The sequence below is a fragment of the Thermoflexibacter ruber genome (genome assembly GCF_900113045.1).
GTDB classification, from domain to species: domain Bacteria; phylum Bacteroidota; class Bacteroidia; order Cytophagales; family Thermoflexibacteraceae; genus Thermoflexibacter; species Thermoflexibacter ruber.
On record NZ_FONY01000019.1, the window covers coordinates 14,361 to 32,426 of the forward strand.

The 18,066-nt window shown below is 34.6% G+C and carries 20 protein-coding genes; all 20 read left to right on the plus strand.

Features of this window, described 5'->3' with window-relative positions; all coding sequences use genetic code 11:
- Positions 1–106 precede the first annotated feature (106 nt).
- Positions 107–1,405, plus strand: coding sequence for an ABC transporter ATP-binding protein (locus tag BM141_RS11395; RefSeq protein WP_091545325.1), 1,299 nt, complete (start codon positions 107–109; stop codon positions 1,403–1,405).
- On the plus strand, positions 1,402–2,184 hold the full coding sequence (gene rfbF, locus BM141_RS11400; protein ID WP_091545327.1) for a glucose-1-phosphate cytidylyltransferase: 783 nt from the start codon (positions 1,402–1,404) through the stop codon (positions 2,182–2,184). Before BM141_RS11395 ends, rfbF begins: the two co-directional genes overlap by 4 nt.
- Positions 2,175–3,251 (plus strand): CDP-glucose 4,6-dehydratase, encoded by a 1,077-nt coding sequence (gene rfbG / locus BM141_RS11405; protein WP_091545505.1) that lies wholly within the window; start codon positions 2,175–2,177, stop codon positions 3,249–3,251. Before rfbF ends, rfbG begins: the two co-directional genes overlap by 10 nt.
- Positions 3,251–3,814, plus strand: a complete 564-nt coding sequence (gene rfbC, locus BM141_RS11410) for a dTDP-4-dehydrorhamnose 3,5-epimerase (protein ID WP_091545329.1) — start codon at positions 3,251–3,253, stop codon at positions 3,812–3,814. The genes rfbG and rfbC overlap by 1 nt, the downstream gene beginning before the upstream one ends.
- Positions 3,815–3,816: 2 nt before the next feature.
- The gene (locus BM141_RS11415; protein ID WP_091545332.1) at positions 3,817–5,043 is read left to right on the plus strand and encodes a class I SAM-dependent methyltransferase; all 1,227 of its coding nucleotides are present in this window, start codon (positions 3,817–3,819) and stop codon (positions 5,041–5,043) included.
- A complete protein-coding gene (locus tag BM141_RS11420) occupies positions 5,037–5,900 on the plus strand; it encodes an NAD-dependent epimerase/dehydratase family protein (RefSeq protein ID WP_091545334.1) in 864 nt (287 codons plus the stop codon). Before BM141_RS11415 ends, BM141_RS11420 begins: the two co-directional genes overlap by 7 nt.
- The gene (locus BM141_RS11425; protein WP_091545336.1) at positions 5,884–6,960 is read left to right on the plus strand and encodes a class I SAM-dependent methyltransferase; all 1,077 of its coding nucleotides are present in this window, start codon (positions 5,884–5,886) and stop codon (positions 6,958–6,960) included. Before BM141_RS11420 ends, BM141_RS11425 begins: the two co-directional genes overlap by 17 nt.
- Before the next feature lie 6 nt (positions 6,961–6,966).
- The gene (locus BM141_RS11430) at positions 6,967–7,704 is read left to right on the plus strand and encodes a cephalosporin hydroxylase family protein (RefSeq protein WP_091545338.1); all 738 of its coding nucleotides are present in this window, start codon (positions 6,967–6,969) and stop codon (positions 7,702–7,704) included.
- A 2-nt stretch (positions 7,705–7,706) separates the two neighbouring features.
- Positions 7,707–8,648 (plus strand): glycosyltransferase family 2 protein, encoded by a 942-nt coding sequence (locus BM141_RS11435; protein ID WP_091545341.1) that lies wholly within the window; start codon positions 7,707–7,709, stop codon positions 8,646–8,648.
- Between the two features lie 182 nt (positions 8,649–8,830).
- Entirely contained in the window at positions 8,831–9,214 is a 384-nt protein-coding gene (locus BM141_RS11440) for a nucleotidyltransferase family protein (protein WP_091545343.1), read from the plus strand.
- Positions 9,205–9,615 carry an HI0074 family nucleotidyltransferase substrate-binding subunit gene (locus tag BM141_RS11445; protein ID WP_091545346.1) on the plus strand — a complete coding sequence of 137 codons (411 nt, stop codon included), beginning with the start codon at positions 9,205–9,207 and terminating at the stop codon, positions 9,613–9,615. Before BM141_RS11440 ends, BM141_RS11445 begins: the two co-directional genes overlap by 10 nt.
- A gap of 36 nt (positions 9,616–9,651) precedes the next feature.
- Positions 9,652–11,250, plus strand: coding sequence for a glycosyltransferase (locus BM141_RS11450; protein WP_091545348.1), 1,599 nt, complete (start codon positions 9,652–9,654; stop codon positions 11,248–11,250).
- On the plus strand, positions 11,243–11,671 hold the full coding sequence (locus BM141_RS11455; RefSeq protein ID WP_091545354.1) for a cupin domain-containing protein: 429 nt from the start codon (positions 11,243–11,245) through the stop codon (positions 11,669–11,671). Before BM141_RS11450 ends, BM141_RS11455 begins: the two co-directional genes overlap by 8 nt.
- Positions 11,672–11,674: 3 nt before the next feature.
- Positions 11,675–12,439: a class I SAM-dependent DNA methyltransferase gene (locus BM141_RS11460; protein WP_091545356.1), complete on the plus strand. Its 765-nt coding sequence runs from the start codon at positions 11,675–11,677 to the stop codon at positions 12,437–12,439.
- An 11-nt stretch (positions 12,440–12,450) separates the two neighbouring features.
- The gene (locus BM141_RS11465; protein WP_091545360.1) at positions 12,451–13,716 is read left to right on the plus strand and encodes a glycosyltransferase; all 1,266 of its coding nucleotides are present in this window, start codon (positions 12,451–12,453) and stop codon (positions 13,714–13,716) included.
- Between the two features lie 101 nt (positions 13,717–13,817).
- Positions 13,818–14,564, plus strand: coding sequence for an FkbM family methyltransferase (locus tag BM141_RS11470; RefSeq protein ID WP_091545364.1), 747 nt, complete (start codon positions 13,818–13,820; stop codon positions 14,562–14,564).
- 53 nt (positions 14,565–14,617) lie between these two features.
- Complete coding sequence (gene kdsB / locus BM141_RS11475; protein WP_091545366.1) at positions 14,618–15,370, plus strand: 3-deoxy-manno-octulosonate cytidylyltransferase; 753 nt, start codon at positions 14,618–14,620, stop codon at positions 15,368–15,370.
- Between the two features lie 189 nt (positions 15,371–15,559).
- Positions 15,560–16,132 (plus strand): adenylate kinase, encoded by a 573-nt coding sequence (locus BM141_RS11480; protein WP_091545368.1) that lies wholly within the window; start codon positions 15,560–15,562, stop codon positions 16,130–16,132.
- A 53-nt stretch (positions 16,133–16,185) separates the two neighbouring features.
- Complete coding sequence (gene lptE, locus BM141_RS11485; protein WP_091545371.1) at positions 16,186–16,716, plus strand: LPS assembly lipoprotein LptE; 531 nt, start codon at positions 16,186–16,188, stop codon at positions 16,714–16,716.
- Between the two features lie 143 nt (positions 16,717–16,859).
- Positions 16,860–18,066, plus strand: a 1,207-nt coding sequence (locus BM141_RS11490) for a hypothetical protein (RefSeq protein WP_177217354.1), incomplete at its 3' end; no start/stop codon positions are given.

An 18,066-nucleotide genomic window follows, 5' to 3' on the forward strand; every position in this document is an offset into this window, starting at 1 on the left:
GGCATTTCAGGAGTTAGATTTCTTTTATGCCTTTTATGCTCTTTTGGCAAAAATTTTGATACCGCATAACTGATAACTTATAATTCATAACCCATAACTCCCCAAAGTGTCAGACGTAGTTCTCAAAGTAGAAAACTTATATAAAAGATACCGACTTGGTACAGTCGACAGGCAAGCCTTCAAAGAGGACGTAGCCAGCTGGTGGGCAAAGCTAAGAGGTAAACCTGACCCTTACGAGCAGTATATCACCAGCAATGAACTTGCCAATATCAAAGACAGCGAGAGCATGAAACATCTCAAAGCTCGCTATGTATGGGCTTTGCAAGACATCAACTTTGAAGTAAAGCGAGGAGAAATCGTAGGTATTATTGGGAAAAACGGAGCGGGGAAATCTACCCTGCTCAAAATACTTTCTAAAACCACCACCCCTACCAAAGGACAGGTCAAAGTCAAAGGGCGTATCGCCAGTCTCTTAGAGGTAGGTACAGGCTTTCACGGGGAACTGACAGGAAGGGAAAATATCTACCTGAATGGGGCTATCTTAGGCATGACTCGCCACGAAATCACGCGACACTTAGACGAAATCATAGACTTTGCAGGTGTAGAAGCATACATAGATACTCCCGTAAAACGTTACAGCAGTGGAATGTACGTCCGCCTTGCCTTTGCAGTAGGGGCACATTTACTATCTGACATCTTGATAGTAGATGAAGTACTTGCCGTAGGCGATGCAGAGTTCCAAAAAAAGTGTATTGGCAAGATGAAGGATGTAAGTACGGGAGAGGGCAAGACGGTGCTGTTTGTGAGCCATAATATGGTAAGCGTCAATAGCCTTTGCTCAACAGGGATTTATTTAAGAAATGGTAAGATAGAATTCATTGGAAATGTAAGGGCGGCTATAAATAAGTATTTGTCTAATGAAAATGCTAATGTAACTATCCGAGAGTGGAACACTTACTTAGGAGACGATGAGGCAAGATTAATCTCCGCAAAACTTATAGATGAAAATTACAATCATATAACGGTTGTAGATATTTCTCAAAAATTTGGCATTGAGTATGAATACGAAGTAGTAAAGAACGGCGCAGAAAAAATACCTAACATTCATTTGTATAATTCTAAAGGTGAATGCGTTTTTGTTTCAGGTGAAAAATCATCTAAGAACTTGACTCATAAAGGAAGATACAAAACTATTCTCTGGATTCCCTCTCACTTACTTAACGACGGCACTTATATCGCAGGAATAGCTTTATCAACAATGATTCCTTTAAAAGTCCACTTTTTTGATAAAGAGGCTATTGTTTTTAATGTGATAGAAAATGTTAATGGGCGAGATAATTTATATAATCAAGCTATTCCCGGAGTGATTCGCCCTAAATTAGAGTGGCAAACTCAAATTATATGAAAGTAGTCATTTTTGCAGGCGGACTGGGAACTCGCCTAATGGAAGAAACCGAAGCTCGCCCCAAACCGATGGTAGAAATTGGGGGAAAGCCTATGCTTTGGCACATCATGAAAATATATAGCCATTTTGGGTTCAATGACTTTGTTGTATGCTTGGGATATAAGAGTTATATGATTAAAGAGTATTTCTTTAACTATTTTTTACACAACTCCGACATTACCATAGAACTCAAAAACAATAATGTAAAAGTCCATAAAACTGACTCCGAAGCATTTAATATTACCCTTGTAGATACAGGTCTAAATACTAAAACGGCTGGCAGACTCAAACGCATAGAGAAGTACATTCAAGATGATGATTTTATGCTAACCTACGGCGATGGCGTTTCAGATATTGACATCAATCAATTAGTAGATTTCCATCGAGAGCATAACAAAATAGCTACTGTAACCGCTATACAACCCGAAGCCCGCTTCGGAGGCATGGAATTAGATGAGAATGGAGAGGTAAAAATTTTCAAAGAAAAGCCCAAAGGCGATGGCAGATGGATTAACGGCGGTTTTTTTGTATTAAAATCAAAAGTTTTTGCGTATCTCAATCACCCTAACATTGATGAAATCATGTGGGAAGATATGCCCTTAGAAAAACTTTCGCAAGATAGAGAACTTGTAGCTTACAAATACACAGGTTTTTGGAAATGTATGGACGCTTTGCGAGATAAAATTGAATTAGAAAATCTCTGGAATACCAATCAAGCCAAGTGGAAAGTATGGCATTAAAATTTTTTGGAAATATTTATCAAAATAAAAAAGTATTTGTAACGGGACATACAGGCTTCAAAGGCACTTGGCTCTGCCTATGGCTCAAAGAATTAGGAGCAGACGTGATTGGTTATTCATTGCCTCTAAACGATAAAAACCAACATTTTGAAAGTCTAAACTTGCCTATAAAAAACTACTTTCAAGACCTGAATAACTACGAAGAATTAAATAAAGCCATACAAGAAAGCCAACCCGATATTGTATTTCATTTAGCGGCTCAATCTTTGGTGCGAGAGTCTTACCGAAATCCTATCTACACCTTTCAAACCAATCTGATAGGTACGCTCAATCTTTATGAAATTTGTACTAAAATTTTCTCTATCAAGGCAATTGTTTCTATTACTACTGATAAAGTGTACCAAAACGAAGAATGGTACTGGGGATACCGAGAAATAGACCGATTGGGCGGAAACGACCCATACAGTGCCTCCAAAGCCTGTGTAGAAATAATGACAGAATCTTTTAGAAAGTCTTTCTTAAAAGAAAACCAAATTCTTTTAGCTACTGCAAGGGCAGGAAATGTAATAGGCGGTGGCGATTGGGCAAAAGACAGATTGATACCGGATATTATGCAGGCTTATCAAAATCAAGAAGTTCTAATCATTAGAAATCCCAAGTCAGTTAGACCTTGGCAACATGTCTTAGAACCTATTGCCGCTTATCTTCTGCTCGGGCAAAGATTATTAGAAAAAAAAGATAACTTTGCCACCGCTTGGAATTTCGGACCAGATGAGAATGATGCAGTCGCTGTTGAACAAGTTTTAGGGAAAATAAATCAGTTTTTGCCCAAAATTAAAATAAAATACGAAAGTTCTCATTTGCCAGAAGCTCAAATTTTGAAATTAGATTGCAGCAAAGCAAAAACAGAATTGCGATGGAAGCCTATTTGGAACGTAGATACAGCCATTCAGAAAACAGCAGAATGGTACAAAGAATTTGTAGAAAATGGGCATATAATTTCAAAACAACAATTATACGAATACCTCACTGACGCTCAACAACAACAAACTATTTGGCTACAATAATGCTATTTGAATTTGAACATACACTTTTATCAAATCTTTGGCTCATTACGCCTAAACCCTTTCAAGATGAAAGAGGCTTGTTTTTTAGGTTTTTTTGCAAAAAAGAATTTGAAAAAATAGGTTTTTCAAAGGAATTTGCTCAGCTCAATCACTCTATCAATAAACTAAAAGGAACTATCAGAGGAATGCACTATCAAGAACCACCTTTTGCTGAAACGAAGTTAGTACGGTGTATTAAAGGAAAAATTTTAGACGTAGTGGTAGATATTCGCCAAAATTCGCCTACTTTTTTACAACACTATGCAGTAGAACTCTCAGCAGAAAATAAAAGAATGCTACTTATTCCTGAAGGTTTTGCACATGGCTTTCAAACCTTAGAAGATGATACAGAAATTTTGTATCATCACACAAATTTTTACACGCCAAGTGCAGAACGAGGTTTAAGATACAATGATTTAATGCTCAATATTTCTTGGATAATGCTACCAACGGCTATCTCTGAAAGAGATGCCAATTTTCCTTTACTTTCAAAAGACTTCAAAGGTATTTTTATTGAAAATTAAATATGAATTGCAGATTTGATAATTTATCACTTACACACGTTTTTGTAGATTTAGGGTTTAGTCCTCCATCTAATTCTTTTCTAAGTGCCTCACAACTCAATGAACCCGAAGTTTATTATCCTTTGAAGTTATACGTGAGCGAGCGAACTTTTTTGGTACAAATAGATGAATACAAAAAAGCCAATGAAATTTTTAGTCAAGAATATGTTTATTTCTCATCTTATTCAAGTTTTTGGTTGGCTCATTGCAAGAGCTACACCGAAATGATAATGAAACGATTTGAGCTAAATGCAGCTTCGCAAGTTATAGAGATTGCTTCAAACGATGGTTACTTGTTGCAGTATTTCAAAGAAAAAAATATTCCTGTATTGGGCATTGAGCCTACCTTGAGCACTGCCCAAGTTGCTCAACGAAAAGGAATACCTACTTGGATTGAGTTTTTCGGGACTGATTTAGCTAAAAAAATAGTAGCCGAGAACAAACAAGCCGATTTATTGATTGGCAATAACGTACTGGCTCACGTACCCAATCTCAATGATTTTGTAGCAGGCTTAAAAATTGCCCTCAAACCCAAAGGCATTGTTACAATGGAGTTTCCTCATTTGATGCAACTGAATGAAAACAATCAATTTGATACCATTTATCATGAGCATTTTTCTTATTTTTCCTTTTTAACAGTAAAACAAATTTTTGAAAAACACGGGCTAACTTTATTTGAGGTAGAGGAAATTCCTACGCACGGTGGCTCTTTGAGAATTTATGCCAAACACGCTGAAAATAATGACTTGCCTTGTAGCAAAAATGTAGATAACTTACTTGCCAAAGAAATTGCTAAGGGAATGAATACACTGGCATACTATCAAGGCTTTCAGCAGAAAGTAGATAAGATAAAGTATGATTTTTTGAGTTTCTTATTAGAGCAAAAAAAGTTGGGTAAAAAAGTTGCTGGATATGGAGCGGCAGCCAAAGGAAATACTTTGCTCAATTATTGTGGAATTAAAAAAGATTTAATTAGCTTTGTAGCAGATAAATCGCCATACAAACAGGGTAAATATCTGCCGGGTAGTCATATTCCTGTGGTAAGTGAGGAAGAACTAAAAGCAGAAAAGCCCGATTTTGTGGTCATTTTTCCTTGGAATATTCAAAAAGAAATTGAAGAGCAACTAAGCTACATCAGAAGTTGGAACGGAAAGTTTGTAGTAGCTATCCCTGAATTGAAAATATGGTAAAAGTTTTGGTTACAGGAGCAACAGGTTTTATTGGAAATCATATTGTAGCTGAACTTTTGAGAAGAAATGTAAAGGTTATAGCTACATCAAGAAACATAGAAAAAGCAAAAAAATTTGAATGGTTTTCGCAAGTTACTTATGTGCCCTGCACTTTACCCATTGATGAAAGGACAAATTATTATGAATACTTTCATCGTCCATCTCACATAATACATTTAGCTTGGGAAGGTTTGCCCAATTATTTGGATGTATTTCATTTTGAACGCAATTTGTACCATAATTATTTTTTTTTGAAAAACCTAATAATCAACGGCTTAAAGGATGTTTCTGTAATAGGAACTTGTTTAGAGTATGGTTTAGTAAATGGTTGCCTGTCAGAACAAATGCCTACAAATCCACATACAGCATATGGATTAGCTAAGGACACTTTGAGAAGATTTTTAGAACTTATGCACAAACAATATGATTTTAATTTTAAGTGGATTAGACTATTCTATACCTACGGGAAAGGACAAAGTGAAAAATCTTTATTAGCTCAATTAGATAAAGCATTAGAAAATGGAGAAAGAACTTTCAATATGTCAGGAGGAGAGCAGATAAGAGATTATTTACCTGTTGAAAAGGTAGCTGAATATATCGTAGAGATTTCCTTGCAACAAGCTATGCAAGGCATATTTAATTGTTGTAGTGGTAATCCAATATCTATCAGAAAACTTGTAGAAAATTACCTCACCTCAAAAGGTAAAAAGATAGCTCTCAATTTAGGTTATTTTTCATATCTTACTTATGAGCCATTTGCTTTTTGGGGAGATAATACTAAACTAAAATCGGTTATCAAAAATGATGATTATAGATAACTACTCTAACAATAGTGCTACTTGTATTTATAGACAAAGTCAGTTACCTATTTTTCAAAATAAAGTTTATAATTCTGTTGCAGAAGCTCAAAATGCTTTATGTGGTGAAATAGAACTTGTGCAAGATAATGTATCTGGTTTCATTTATAATGCCAAATTTGATAGTAGTTTAATGGTTTATGATGAAAGCTATCAAAACGAACAATCCAACTCACCCTTTTTCAGAAAGCATCTTGAAGAAGTATTAAAGCTTTTAATACATTTAGGCATTCGAGATAAAAAAGTAGTAGAGATAGGATGTGGCAAAGGATACTTTCTTGAAATGATGCGACAATCAGGAATAGATTGTATTGGCTTTGACCCAACTTACGAAGGCGAAAATGAATATGTCTTAAAAGAGTTTTTTTCTGAAAAAACAAATATAAAAGCCGATGTAATTATTCTCAGGCATACATTAGAACATATTCCTCGTCCATTTACTTTTTTACATACTATTGCAAAGTCTAATGATTATCAAGGGTATATATTTATAGAAGTGCCTACATTTGATTGGATAGCTAAAAAAGAAGCATTTTGGGATATATTTTATGAGCATTGCAATTATTTTACAGAAAATACTCTAAAAAAAATGTTTCATAAAGCTCAAACAGGATATCTTTTTGGAGGTCAGTATATATATCTATGGGCTAAATTAGCTGATTTGAAAAAACAAATAGAGGAAAAATCTGACTTTCAGAAAGTATCTTTCAATCCAACTGCTAAAATTGAAACAATAAAAGATAGACTTCAAAAACAAAAAGACATAGCTATTTGGGGAGCTGGTGCAAAAGGCAATACATTTCTAAATTTATTAGACCCCCAAAGAAAGTTGATTAATTTTGTAGTAGATATTAATCCTGCTAAACAGAATAAGTTCATTGCAAAAACAGCACATCCAATTTTTTCGCCTGATATTCTCAAAAAAGAACCTATCAATAACGTGTGGGTAATGAATAAAAATTATTTAGATGAGATAAAAAGAAGTATTAACAATACAAACATAAACTTTCACGTAATTTGAAAAAATATGCAAGAGATAGAAAAGTTTAGACAAGAAAGTTTGCTCCGTATTCAAAGCTATCCAAACAATCAAAAATTGCAAGATACCGCTAGTAGTTTTTTTCAACAGACTATCAGTGTTAATTATTCATACAACTTCACTTGGCTTGGTCTTCCAATTATTCAATATCCACAAGATATAGTTGCTTTGCAAGAGATTATTTGGCAAGTAAAGCCTGATTTAATTATTGAAGCGGGTATTGCTCGGGGAGGTTCGCTTGTTTTTATTGCATCTATGCTGGAACTCATTGGTGGTAACGGACAGGTTTTAGGCATTGATATTGACATACGAGAACATAACCGAATAGCCATAGAAAACCACCCTATGGCAAAACGAATTACGATGATACAAGGTTCATCTATCGCCCCGCAAACCATACAACAAGTGTATGATTTTGCTAATGGTAAAGAAAAGGTACTTCTTCTGCTTGACTCCAACCATACGCACGACCATGTACTTGCCGAATTAAAAGCATATACACCTTTGGTAAGTATAGGTAGTTATTGCATTGTGTATGATACAGTAATTGAAGATATGCCTGCCGATTACGAATGGAAAGACCGCCCTTGGGGCAAAGGCAATAACCCTAAAACTGCTGTGTGGGAATTTTTAAAAGAAAACGATAACTTTGAAATTGATAAAACATTTCAAGATAAATTATTAATCACGGTTGCCCCTGATGGGTACTTAAAAAGAGTAAAGTAAAGATGAATAATTTACCATTAGTTTCAATTGGTGTACCAGTCTATAACGAAGAAAAGTATTTGGCAGAAACAATTGAGTCTGCAATCAATCAAACATATCGAAACTTAGAAATTATTATTTCAGATAATTGTTCAACTGACAACTCTTTTGAGATTGCCCAAAAGTATGCTAATCAAGATAGTAGAATCAGATTAATAAAACAGCCAAAAAATATAGGAGCATATGAAAATTTTATTGAACTATACAGGCTCTCGCAAAGTAAATATTTCTTTATGTGGCTTGGTGGTCATGATGTGCTTGCAAGTAACTTTGTTGATAAAGCTATAAAAAAGTTTTATACAAATGAAAATGTTGCCTTAGTGTACCCTAAGTCTATATTTTTTTCTGAAAGTAGTCCTAATGAAGGAACAGCAGATTCAGATATACACACTTCAGGGCTTGACTCTATGAAAAGAATGATAAAAATCTTAGAAAATCTCAATTACTGCACTGCCATTCATGGATTATTTAAGAAAGATGTTTTGGCTAAGTGTATAGGTAATAAAAACGGTATAGACCATTTGATTCTTTTTTTAGTTGCATTTTATGGGCATTTGTTACCTCACGACAGTGAAAGCATTGGCTTATATAGGCGTATTATAAGAAAGAAAGAAATGAAAGAGCAACACTTACAGCGACTAGAACAATATGGTATGTCAAAAAACATTTATTTTTTATGTGCAATGAGTCATATTAAGGCAATCAGTCATCTCAACATTACTAATAAAGAAAAGCTATTTTTATTAATAAAAGGTAAGCCATTTATAAATAGAAGTTTACATCCATTTGAGTGGCAAGAATCTTTAAAATATTTTATTTTTCAAGATTTTGATTTTAGAAGCTCATTTTATATTGTTATGCTGCTCTTAATGAAGAAGATAAAAAATTTATTTAGTCGTTTATGAAGGTATGAAAACTGAGATTTAGCAGAAACTATAGACAAAAAAGCCAAACCAAGAGCAAAGGAATATTTTACTTTGCAGCGGCATATCAATCAACTCAACGAGCTGATTGACAGAGTAATCAGGAGTTAAGGCATGTTTTTAAATGTTTTGATTAGGCATTAACTGATAAAACATCACAAATCATGTGGCTAAAAGAGCAGAAAGCAAAGTTTAGGAAGATGAGCAAAACCCAGTGCGAAGAACTTATCGGTATGGGCAATGCTCTCAATGCTCATACGTTTTACAAGGCTTGCGAAAGCTATCTGAGAGCAGTTTTGGTAGAATGTATGCCGCTCGGAACAGAGATATTTTTGTTTGGCTCGCGGGCTAATCATACCGCAGGCAGGATTTCTGATATTGATATTGGATTCAGGAGTCCTTCGGAAATAAGCCCCGTACTGTTAAGTGAAATAGCAGATATTATAGAAGATTCTTTTGTGCCATTCAGGGTCGACTTGGTGGACTTTTCCAAGGTCAGCAAAGATTTTGAGCAAGAAGCCCTTAAAAAAATAGTAAGATGGACATAAAACTGAAAGCCTTTAAAAAAAGCGTGCTGAGTCTTTCTCAACTTTTCTCCCTTAATTTGCAAGACTATGAGAGCAACCCGGTAGTTATAGATGGCTTGAAAAACGGAATTGCCCAAAAGTTTGAATATACTACAGAGCTATGCTGGAAAACAATTAAAAAGTTTTTGCAGGAAAAAGAGGGTATAGAAAGTAAAAGCCCTAAACAGAGCATTAAAAATTTTTTTGATACTGGCTACTTGACTGAGGCAGATTACCTCCTTCTCATAGAAATTTTGGTTAGTAGAAACGAACTTAGCCATGTATATGACGAAGAAACTTTTGAAAAAATTATTGGGAAAATAGCTATTTATCTACCTATCTTCCATCGCGTATTACTTATCTTAGAACAAAATTGGGAATAAAAAAGAAATCCTTAATTAAAAAAATTAATAGCTTTTATGACTCCCCAAGTAAGTATCATTATTCCTTGTTATAACAGGGCTAATTTGATTGGCGCTACTTTAGAGTCAGTAATTGGGCAAACCTATCAAAATTGGGAGTGCATAGTGGTAGATGATTATTCTACCGACCAAAGTAGAGAGACGATACAAGCATACTGTGCCAAAGATACAAGAGTAAAATATTTACTTAATCACCGAAAAAAGGGTGCGCAAGGGGCAAGAAATACAGGAATCTTAGAAAGTAAAGGTAAGTACATACAATTTTTTGACTCAGACGATGTAATGCTTCCTCAATTAATAGAAGCGTTATATGCTCACATATTTCAAAGCAACGCTGATATTGTTACATGTTTTTCCTATGTAGTAGATGAAAATGGGAAAGAAATAGGTAAATTTGAGTGGGTAAATAAGGGAAATATCCTTGAAGGGTTATTGAATGGGAATAATTATGTAGATTATAATTGCGCTTTGATAAAAAAAGAACTATTATTGAAAATCGGTTTAACAGATGAGTACTGTCCCTCTTTTCAAGAATGGGATACGCATATTAGATTAAGCGAATTTGCCCAATATTCTACTGTTCATCGATTGCTTATCAAGTATTACAGACGTACAAGTGGAACTATCTCAAGCGATGATAAAAGAACAGTAGAGGGATATTTATATATTTTAAATAAACATAGGAATAAGTTTTTGACTAATATAGATGTTTTTCAAAAACAAGGCTTAACAGCTTTATCATTAGCAGAGAAAACGAATGATATAAAATACATTAAAAAAGTAAAAAGCAAACTCACTAAGTTGATTCCAAGATTTAGAAAACTATTAAATAAAGATCAACCAAGCATGTATCGTAAAGTCATAAATTTAGCCGAACAGTTATATCATAAGGTTTTTACCACTATCTCAGTAGCTGAGCCAGCAAAGCCCAAAAGAAAAAGTGGGAATTATATTAGTTGTGAAGAAACTGTAAATGAAGCAAATAAGCGCGGGCTGAGTGTAGGTGAGTATGTGGAAGAGATTTGGAATCAGCAAGGTCAATCAGAGGAAGTTATCTTAGAATTACACTCCTATGGATTTTTTCAAACAGGCAGCACTATGTTAGAGATAGGTGGGGGAACGGGAAGGTATATTGACCATGTATTGAAAAAATATCCTGTTAAAAATATTATTTCATACGAAATCGCAGAAGACTGGAGTTATTATCTGGAAGAGAAATATGCTCCTATACTTGTTAGGCGAGATTCAGACGGTTTCAATTTAAAATTTGAGAAAGATAGTAGCATTGACAATTTGGTAGCGCATGGAGTATTTGTGTATCTGCCTCTGCTACACGCATTTCATTACTTCCGAGAAATAGCCCGAGTAACTAAAAATAAAGGTTTAGTAGCTTTTGATATTTATACAGCCGAGCAATTTGATATTCCGATGATTGATAATTGGTTGGACAAAGGAGGGCATTATTACCCTGTAATTATTAGCCAACAACTCGTAGTTGATTATTTTAGTAAATTGTGCTTTACTTATTTAGGCAGTTTCAATAATAAACATGGTTATTCTTTTTCAACATATTTAGTATTTCAAAAAAATGATTGAAAGGATTATACATCAAGACGAGCTATTAGCTGTTATTATAAGGGCTAACTACTCTAAAGAAGGGATTGAGTTTTTTACTACCGATGATTCTTCCCAGCAGTTAGGCTATATGAAGCGTCCCAAAGATTATACTATCCCTCCACATAGACACAATTTAGTGCCTCGTGAAGTACATTTGACCCAAGAAGTATTGTTTATAAAAAGTGGCAAAGTAAGGGTAGATTTTTACAGTAATAGCCAGCATTATATAGAAAGTCGCATATTAACTTCAGGAGACGTAATACTTTTAGCAGACGGTGGACATGGTTTTAAAATGTTAGAGCCAAGTGAGATGATAGAAGTAAAGCAAGGACCGTACTGTGGCGAAACTGATAAAATTAGATTTTCCCCTGTCAAAGAAGAACATATAAATATAAAATAAGTCATGCCAGAAGATAATACTAACTTCAAACTATACAGTGCCTATTACGATTTGCTTTACCAAGATAAAGATTATTATGCAGAGGCAGATTATAGCTATCAAAAAATAATAAAGTACAATCCTACTGTTCAATCAGTGATAGAATTAGGTTGCGGTACAGGAAATCATGCTCAATATTTATCTAAGAAAGGGCTAAAAATAACAGGCATAGAAAAAAGCAGTAGCATGGTAGCAGAAGCAAAAAAAAAACAAATTAATAACTTCTTTCCTATGGAGGGAGATATTAGACATTTAGATTTGCAAGATACTTTTGATGCCGCTATTGCTCTTTTTCACGTGATTAGCTATTTGAATGATAACAATGACTTGATTTCCTGCTTTCAAGGAGTGTATAAGCACTTAGCAGACAATGGCATTTTTATTTTCGATGTTTGGTACACCCCTACAGTACTTATTCAAAAGCCCGAAATTCGTATCAAAAGGTTAGAAAATGAATATTTGAAAATTACGAGAATTGCAGAGCCAAAGTCGCTTATAAACAAAAGTATAGTTAATGTAAACTATGAGATTTTGATAGAAGATAAAAAAAATTCTCGTCTAATTACATTTCAAGAGATGCATTCTATGCGGCATTTTACGATAAATGAATTGTATTTTTTAGCTGAGATAACGAGATTTGAAATAGTAGAATATTGCGAGTTCGTTTCTGATAATCCATTAAGTGAACAAACTTGGGGAGCTGTATTTATAATGAAGAAAAAATATTGAATATTCTTAATATGAAGATAATAATTATACATCCCGAGGGCAACTTTAATAATAATCCCAATCTTTTAGCAATAACCCAAATTCTTATTGAAAATAACTATCAAGTTGATATACTTCTCCCTAAAAAAAATATTTACCAGAAATCTATCCATCCGATGAATAGATTGTTTTTCTATGAGGAACACGATAGTTCTATATTAAGTGAAAATTATAAACTTGTCATTGGAGTTGATTTGGGCATTATAGATGCAGCACTTATCGCTACTATAAAACAAGTGCCATTAGGTTATATTTCATACGAAATCTTTTTTGAAGATGAAGTAGGCTATTACCCTAAGCAATTAGAAATAATCGCTTGCAGAGCAGTAGATTTTGTTATATGTCAAGATATTATAAGAGCAGAGCATCTATCTAAGCAAAATGAGATTCCGCTTGATAAATTTATCTTGATACCTGTAGCAGGATTAGACATTGTGCGAAAGGATAAAAATAAATTTCTTCATGATAAACTTTCTATACCTCACAACCGTAAAATCGCTTTGCTAATGGGTAGCGTTGCAAAATTTACTATGGCTGAGGAAATAATAGAAAATACACAATATTGGGACAAGAGCTGGTGTTTAGTTGTTCATGATAGGTATGGAAAAACTCCGTTAAAAGAAAAATATACATATTTACCTAATGTATATTTTTCAGAAGAACCAACTGATTCATTTGAGTCGCTTTCTACACTTATCGCATCAGTAGATGTGGGTATTGCACTTTATCAACAACAAACAGGCGATATTTATCAAGGAAAAAATATTAAATATATTGGTTTATCCTCTGGAAAAATAGCCACAATGTTACAAAATGGAAAGCCAGTCATTGTTAATCAAATTGGGAAATATGCTGAGTTAATATTGAAATATAATGCGGGTAGAGTAATTAGTTCCATTAATGAATTACCGCAGAATCTATCTGAAATAGATAATGTTCCAGGTAGTATCGCTGAGAATTGTTATAATCTATTTACAGAACATCTATCAGCAAGACTTTACGCTAAGGTTTTAACAAATACAATCTCAGAAATAATAAATCGTAACCATTCAGTAAAAAGTTTAGATATATTAAAAAATCAGATAAATACCTTCTTTCATATTATACATCTAAGAAAAAAACAGATAGAAGCAGAAAGATTAAAAGAAAATGTATATAAATCATATAGTTATAGAATAGGTCACCTTATTACCCAGCCTTATAGATTTATATATAAAATACTTGAATATTTGAAATAAGAAATTTTTATCATATTACTTTACTATCTAATGCTTTAAAATCCATCTACTTTTACTTCATAAAATCAACTCAATATAGAACAAAGGAGTAAAAATAACCTATGTTAAAAAAAATAATTCAATCTCTATTTCATCGCTTAGGCTACCAAGTCAATAAGCTATCTTCTATTCCTATGCAATATGTTGCAGTAGAAAATAAGTTTACTATGCCAAAAGCTATAGAAAGAGTTGCTCAAAGAAATATTGAAATCAATACCGTGATTGACGTAGGCGCATCGGACGGTCGCTGGTCAGAAAGCTGCATCATGCATTATCCGCAAGCTAACTATTTGCTCATAGAAGCGCAGCAAGCCCATGAAAAGGGCTTACAGGCTTTTAAAGCTCTCTATGCAAATGCGAACTATGTGATTGCTGCGGCAGGCAACAAGATAGGAGAAATTTATTTTGACAACTCAGGGCTTTTTGGAGGGCTTGCTGCGGATGTGCCTTTTGAAGGAAACTGCATTGTTGTTCCTGTAACTACTATTGACGAACAGGTAAAAAAGTACCAACTTCAAGCCCCTTACCTCATCAAATTAGATACACATGGCTACGAAGTACCTATCTTAGAAGGAGCAAGAGAAACGCTAAAAAAAGCAAACATTGTCATCATAGAAACCTATAATTTTCAAATTGCCAAAGATAGCCTTCGCTTTTGGGAAATGTGCAATTACATGGAAGATTTAGGCTTTCTACCGATTGACATGGTAGATTTTATGCACAGAAAGAAAGATAATGCTTTTTGGCAAATGGATACTGTTTTTATTAGGAAAGATAGAGCCGAATTTCAATCCAATGATTACGAATAATTACTATCTTTGCCGCCTAATATTAAGTAATAAAGTCTATTATTTTTGATTGCATGAAAATTCTTGGAGTAATCCCTGCTCGTTATGCTTCTACACGATTCCCTGCCAAAATGTTGGCAGACATCAAAGGCAAACCAATGATTCAACACGTTTATGAAAGAGCAAGCCGAGCAAACTGTTTAGCAAAGTTAGTAGTAGCAACTGATAATCAACTTATTATAGATGCAGTGAAAAACTTTGGTGGAGAGGCTGTCCTAACCAGAGAAGAACACCCCAGCGGTACTGACCGATGCTATGAAGCCTTGCAGATAACCGAAGCGACTACTCAAAAAAAATTTGACTACGTAATTAATATTCAAGGAGATGAACCTTTTATTATTCCACAGCAAATAGAACTCTTAGCAAGCAGACTGGACGGCACAACTGAAATTGCTACATTGATAATCAAGACCTTAGATAGTGAGGCACTCTTTAATACAGGCGAAGTAAAGGTTGTGCTGGATAAAGACCAAAACGGCATTTACTTTAGCCGCCAAGTGATTCCTTTTTTGAGAAATGTCCCTCAGGAGGAGTGGCTTAGTCATCATACTTTCTATAGGCATGTAGGCATGTATGCATATAGAGCAGATATATTGGCACAGATTACTCAACTTGCTCCCTCTATTTTGGAAAAAGCAGAAAGTTTGGAGCAGCTACGCTGGATAGAAAACGGATTCAAAATAAAAACTGCTATTACTGAACATGATAGCTATTGTGTGGATACTCCCGAAGATTTAGAAAGATTACTTAAAACAGTGAAATCTTAAAAAATGCTGTTTCATGGGTTATTACCTGCAATACTGCCTTACATATTTGACGTTGCCATATTTTGATTGCTATATTTGTTTTTTATGCTAAAAATGATAATTTGCAGATTTTAAGCAAAAAGTTGTTAAAGTAATGCTAAAATAGCTTATCATTGCAAACTATTATTCATCAAATTACTAATTTTAGAAATGCGAAACATAGTATTATTCGGACCTCCGGGCGCAGGCAAAGGCACACAAAGCCAAAAGTTGATAGAAAAGTATGGATTTGTTCATCTCTCTACAGGCGACTTGCTTAGGGCTGAGATTGCAGCAGGTACAAAGTTAGGCTTGGAAGCCAAAGAATTGATGGACAAGGGCATCTTAGTTCCAGATGAGGTCGTAATTGGAATGATTGATAACAAAATCAAAGCAAATCCTGATGCCAAGGGCTTTATATTTGATGGTTTTCCTCGCACCGTAGCCCAGGCTGATGCTTTAGATAAAATGATGAGCGAAAATAATATGAAAATCAACGGCATGATTGCCTTAGTAGTTGATGAGGAGGAACTTACTAAACGTTTATTGCTTCGTGGGCAAACCTCCGGCAGGGCTGATGACCAAAACGAAGCACTCATCAGACAGCGTGTCCAAGAATACAATAATAAAACTGCTCCTGTGGCAGATTATTATGAAAAGCAAGGGAAATACCATGCTGTCAATGGTATTGGGGAGATAGAAGAAATTTTTGACCAACTCTCTAATATCATAGACCAATTTTAAACCTTTAAAAGGTAGAACACAAGATAAAGATTGGGTAATTTTAATAAATACTCATGCGTACCAATAAAGTCTTTTTTTTAGTATTTATTCTAATACTGCTCTCGGGCTGTGCGGCAGCTCCTTCACTTTCTTTCCAAGGGACGAACTTAGACCCGCGCATCCAGACCATGAGCATTGAGAACTTTCAGGCTGATGCGGCAAACGGTCCCGCCAATATGGCAATCAACTTTACAGAAAAGTTGAGAGAATATTTTCAGAGAAATACTCGATTAGCCTTAGTTCCCAGCAATGGTCATCTGCATTTTGCTGGCACGATAGTCAGGTATGAAGTTTCGCCTGTAGCCCCTACAGGTGAGCAGCAAGGCAATTTTGCCTTGGTAGCTGCACGTCAGCGTCTAACTATTGGCATTAAGGTACAGTACACCAATAGCTTTGACGAGAGTCAGGACTTTGACCAAGAATTTTCATTTTTTGCTGATTTTGACAGCAATCAAACTCTCATACAAGTCGAGCAGAACCTCATTCGTACCATTTTTGACCAAATTATTTTGGATATTTTTAATAAATCTGTGGCAAATTGGTAAGAGAAGTAAAAAAAATTTTGATATTTCTCGATAATTTTCTTACTTAGTAGGTTATAAGCAAATGGAGCATTTTATTTCATTTTGCTTTCTTTGGCTTAAAATAAGGCAATGACGTAAAAATAGTTTTATTAATCTTACTACCCTTGAATAAAGAAACACTCACCGAACTAATAAAGAATCCCTCTCTGCTTACCCCTCAGTACGAGTCAGAGTTGAAGCAGATGACAAAGGTTTATCCTTACTTCCAAGCCATTTATGTGCTTTATGCAAAGGCACATCTGACTAATGACACTATTGAGAAGGCAGCAGTTCGCTCCTTAGACCGTAATCTGCTCAGAAATATACTAATCAAAAACTATAACCCTAATCAAGGCGATGCTTTGGTGCATTTGCTCAAAAACGTAGAGCAAGTAAATGCTTTTGAGAAACTTAAAGCTGACAAAATCACCACAGAAAAACCTCAAGAGGAAGAATGGTCTATCAAGGAAAATACAAAAAAAGGGGAAGTAACAGATAAAGTAATACAAATAGATGAAAGTGATGAATCTGTAGCAAGCATTATTTATAACAGCCAAGATGACCTTCATTTGGAGAAATTGAAAACAGATGCTTGGGAAGAGAAGTTTATCAGTCCAATAGATGATGATATTGTATTGGATTTCCAAAAAGAAGTAGCTTCATTTGACTCTGAATTAAGTATTGACGATGAGCCGACCTACAACCCTTTTGCTAATGACCTCTTTGATAAAGAAATAGAAATAGACGAAGATGTAAGGACGCAAACGGAATTTTTAGTATATAATGATGAATTGGTAAAACCGATTACTGATGATTCCGAAGAGCAGCCTGTGGTTTATCCTGAAAAGTTTGAGTATGAAATAGAAAAACAGGAAAATGACTACTCGCTTGAAGTTCAGCAGATAGTCAATACTTTACCTAATTTTATTACTTCTACGGATAACTTTTTTGAGGAAGCCACCATTGAAATAAATAAATTTGACATAAATAAAGAGTTAGAAAAAGAAGTTACTGAAATAGAAAGTCTTAGTAATCCTATTGAGGAAAACTTTTTTGCTGACTTTTCTTCTGAAAAAGAAAATCAACTTTTGGACACTTACTACTTGCGTAAGGAAGAAGAAACAATTGCATCAAGGACAGAAGAAATATCAGAATATATCGACGAGGATAAAATAACTTTGGAGATAGACGCTTATTATTTGCGTAAAGAGGAGGAGGCGATAGAGTTTGCTAACTTATTGCCAGCCAGCGAAGTAAGTGAGGAAATAGCGGAAGTAGCTGCTGTTTCCATAGATTTGTTAGATGCTTATTATTTGCGCAAAGAGGAGGAGG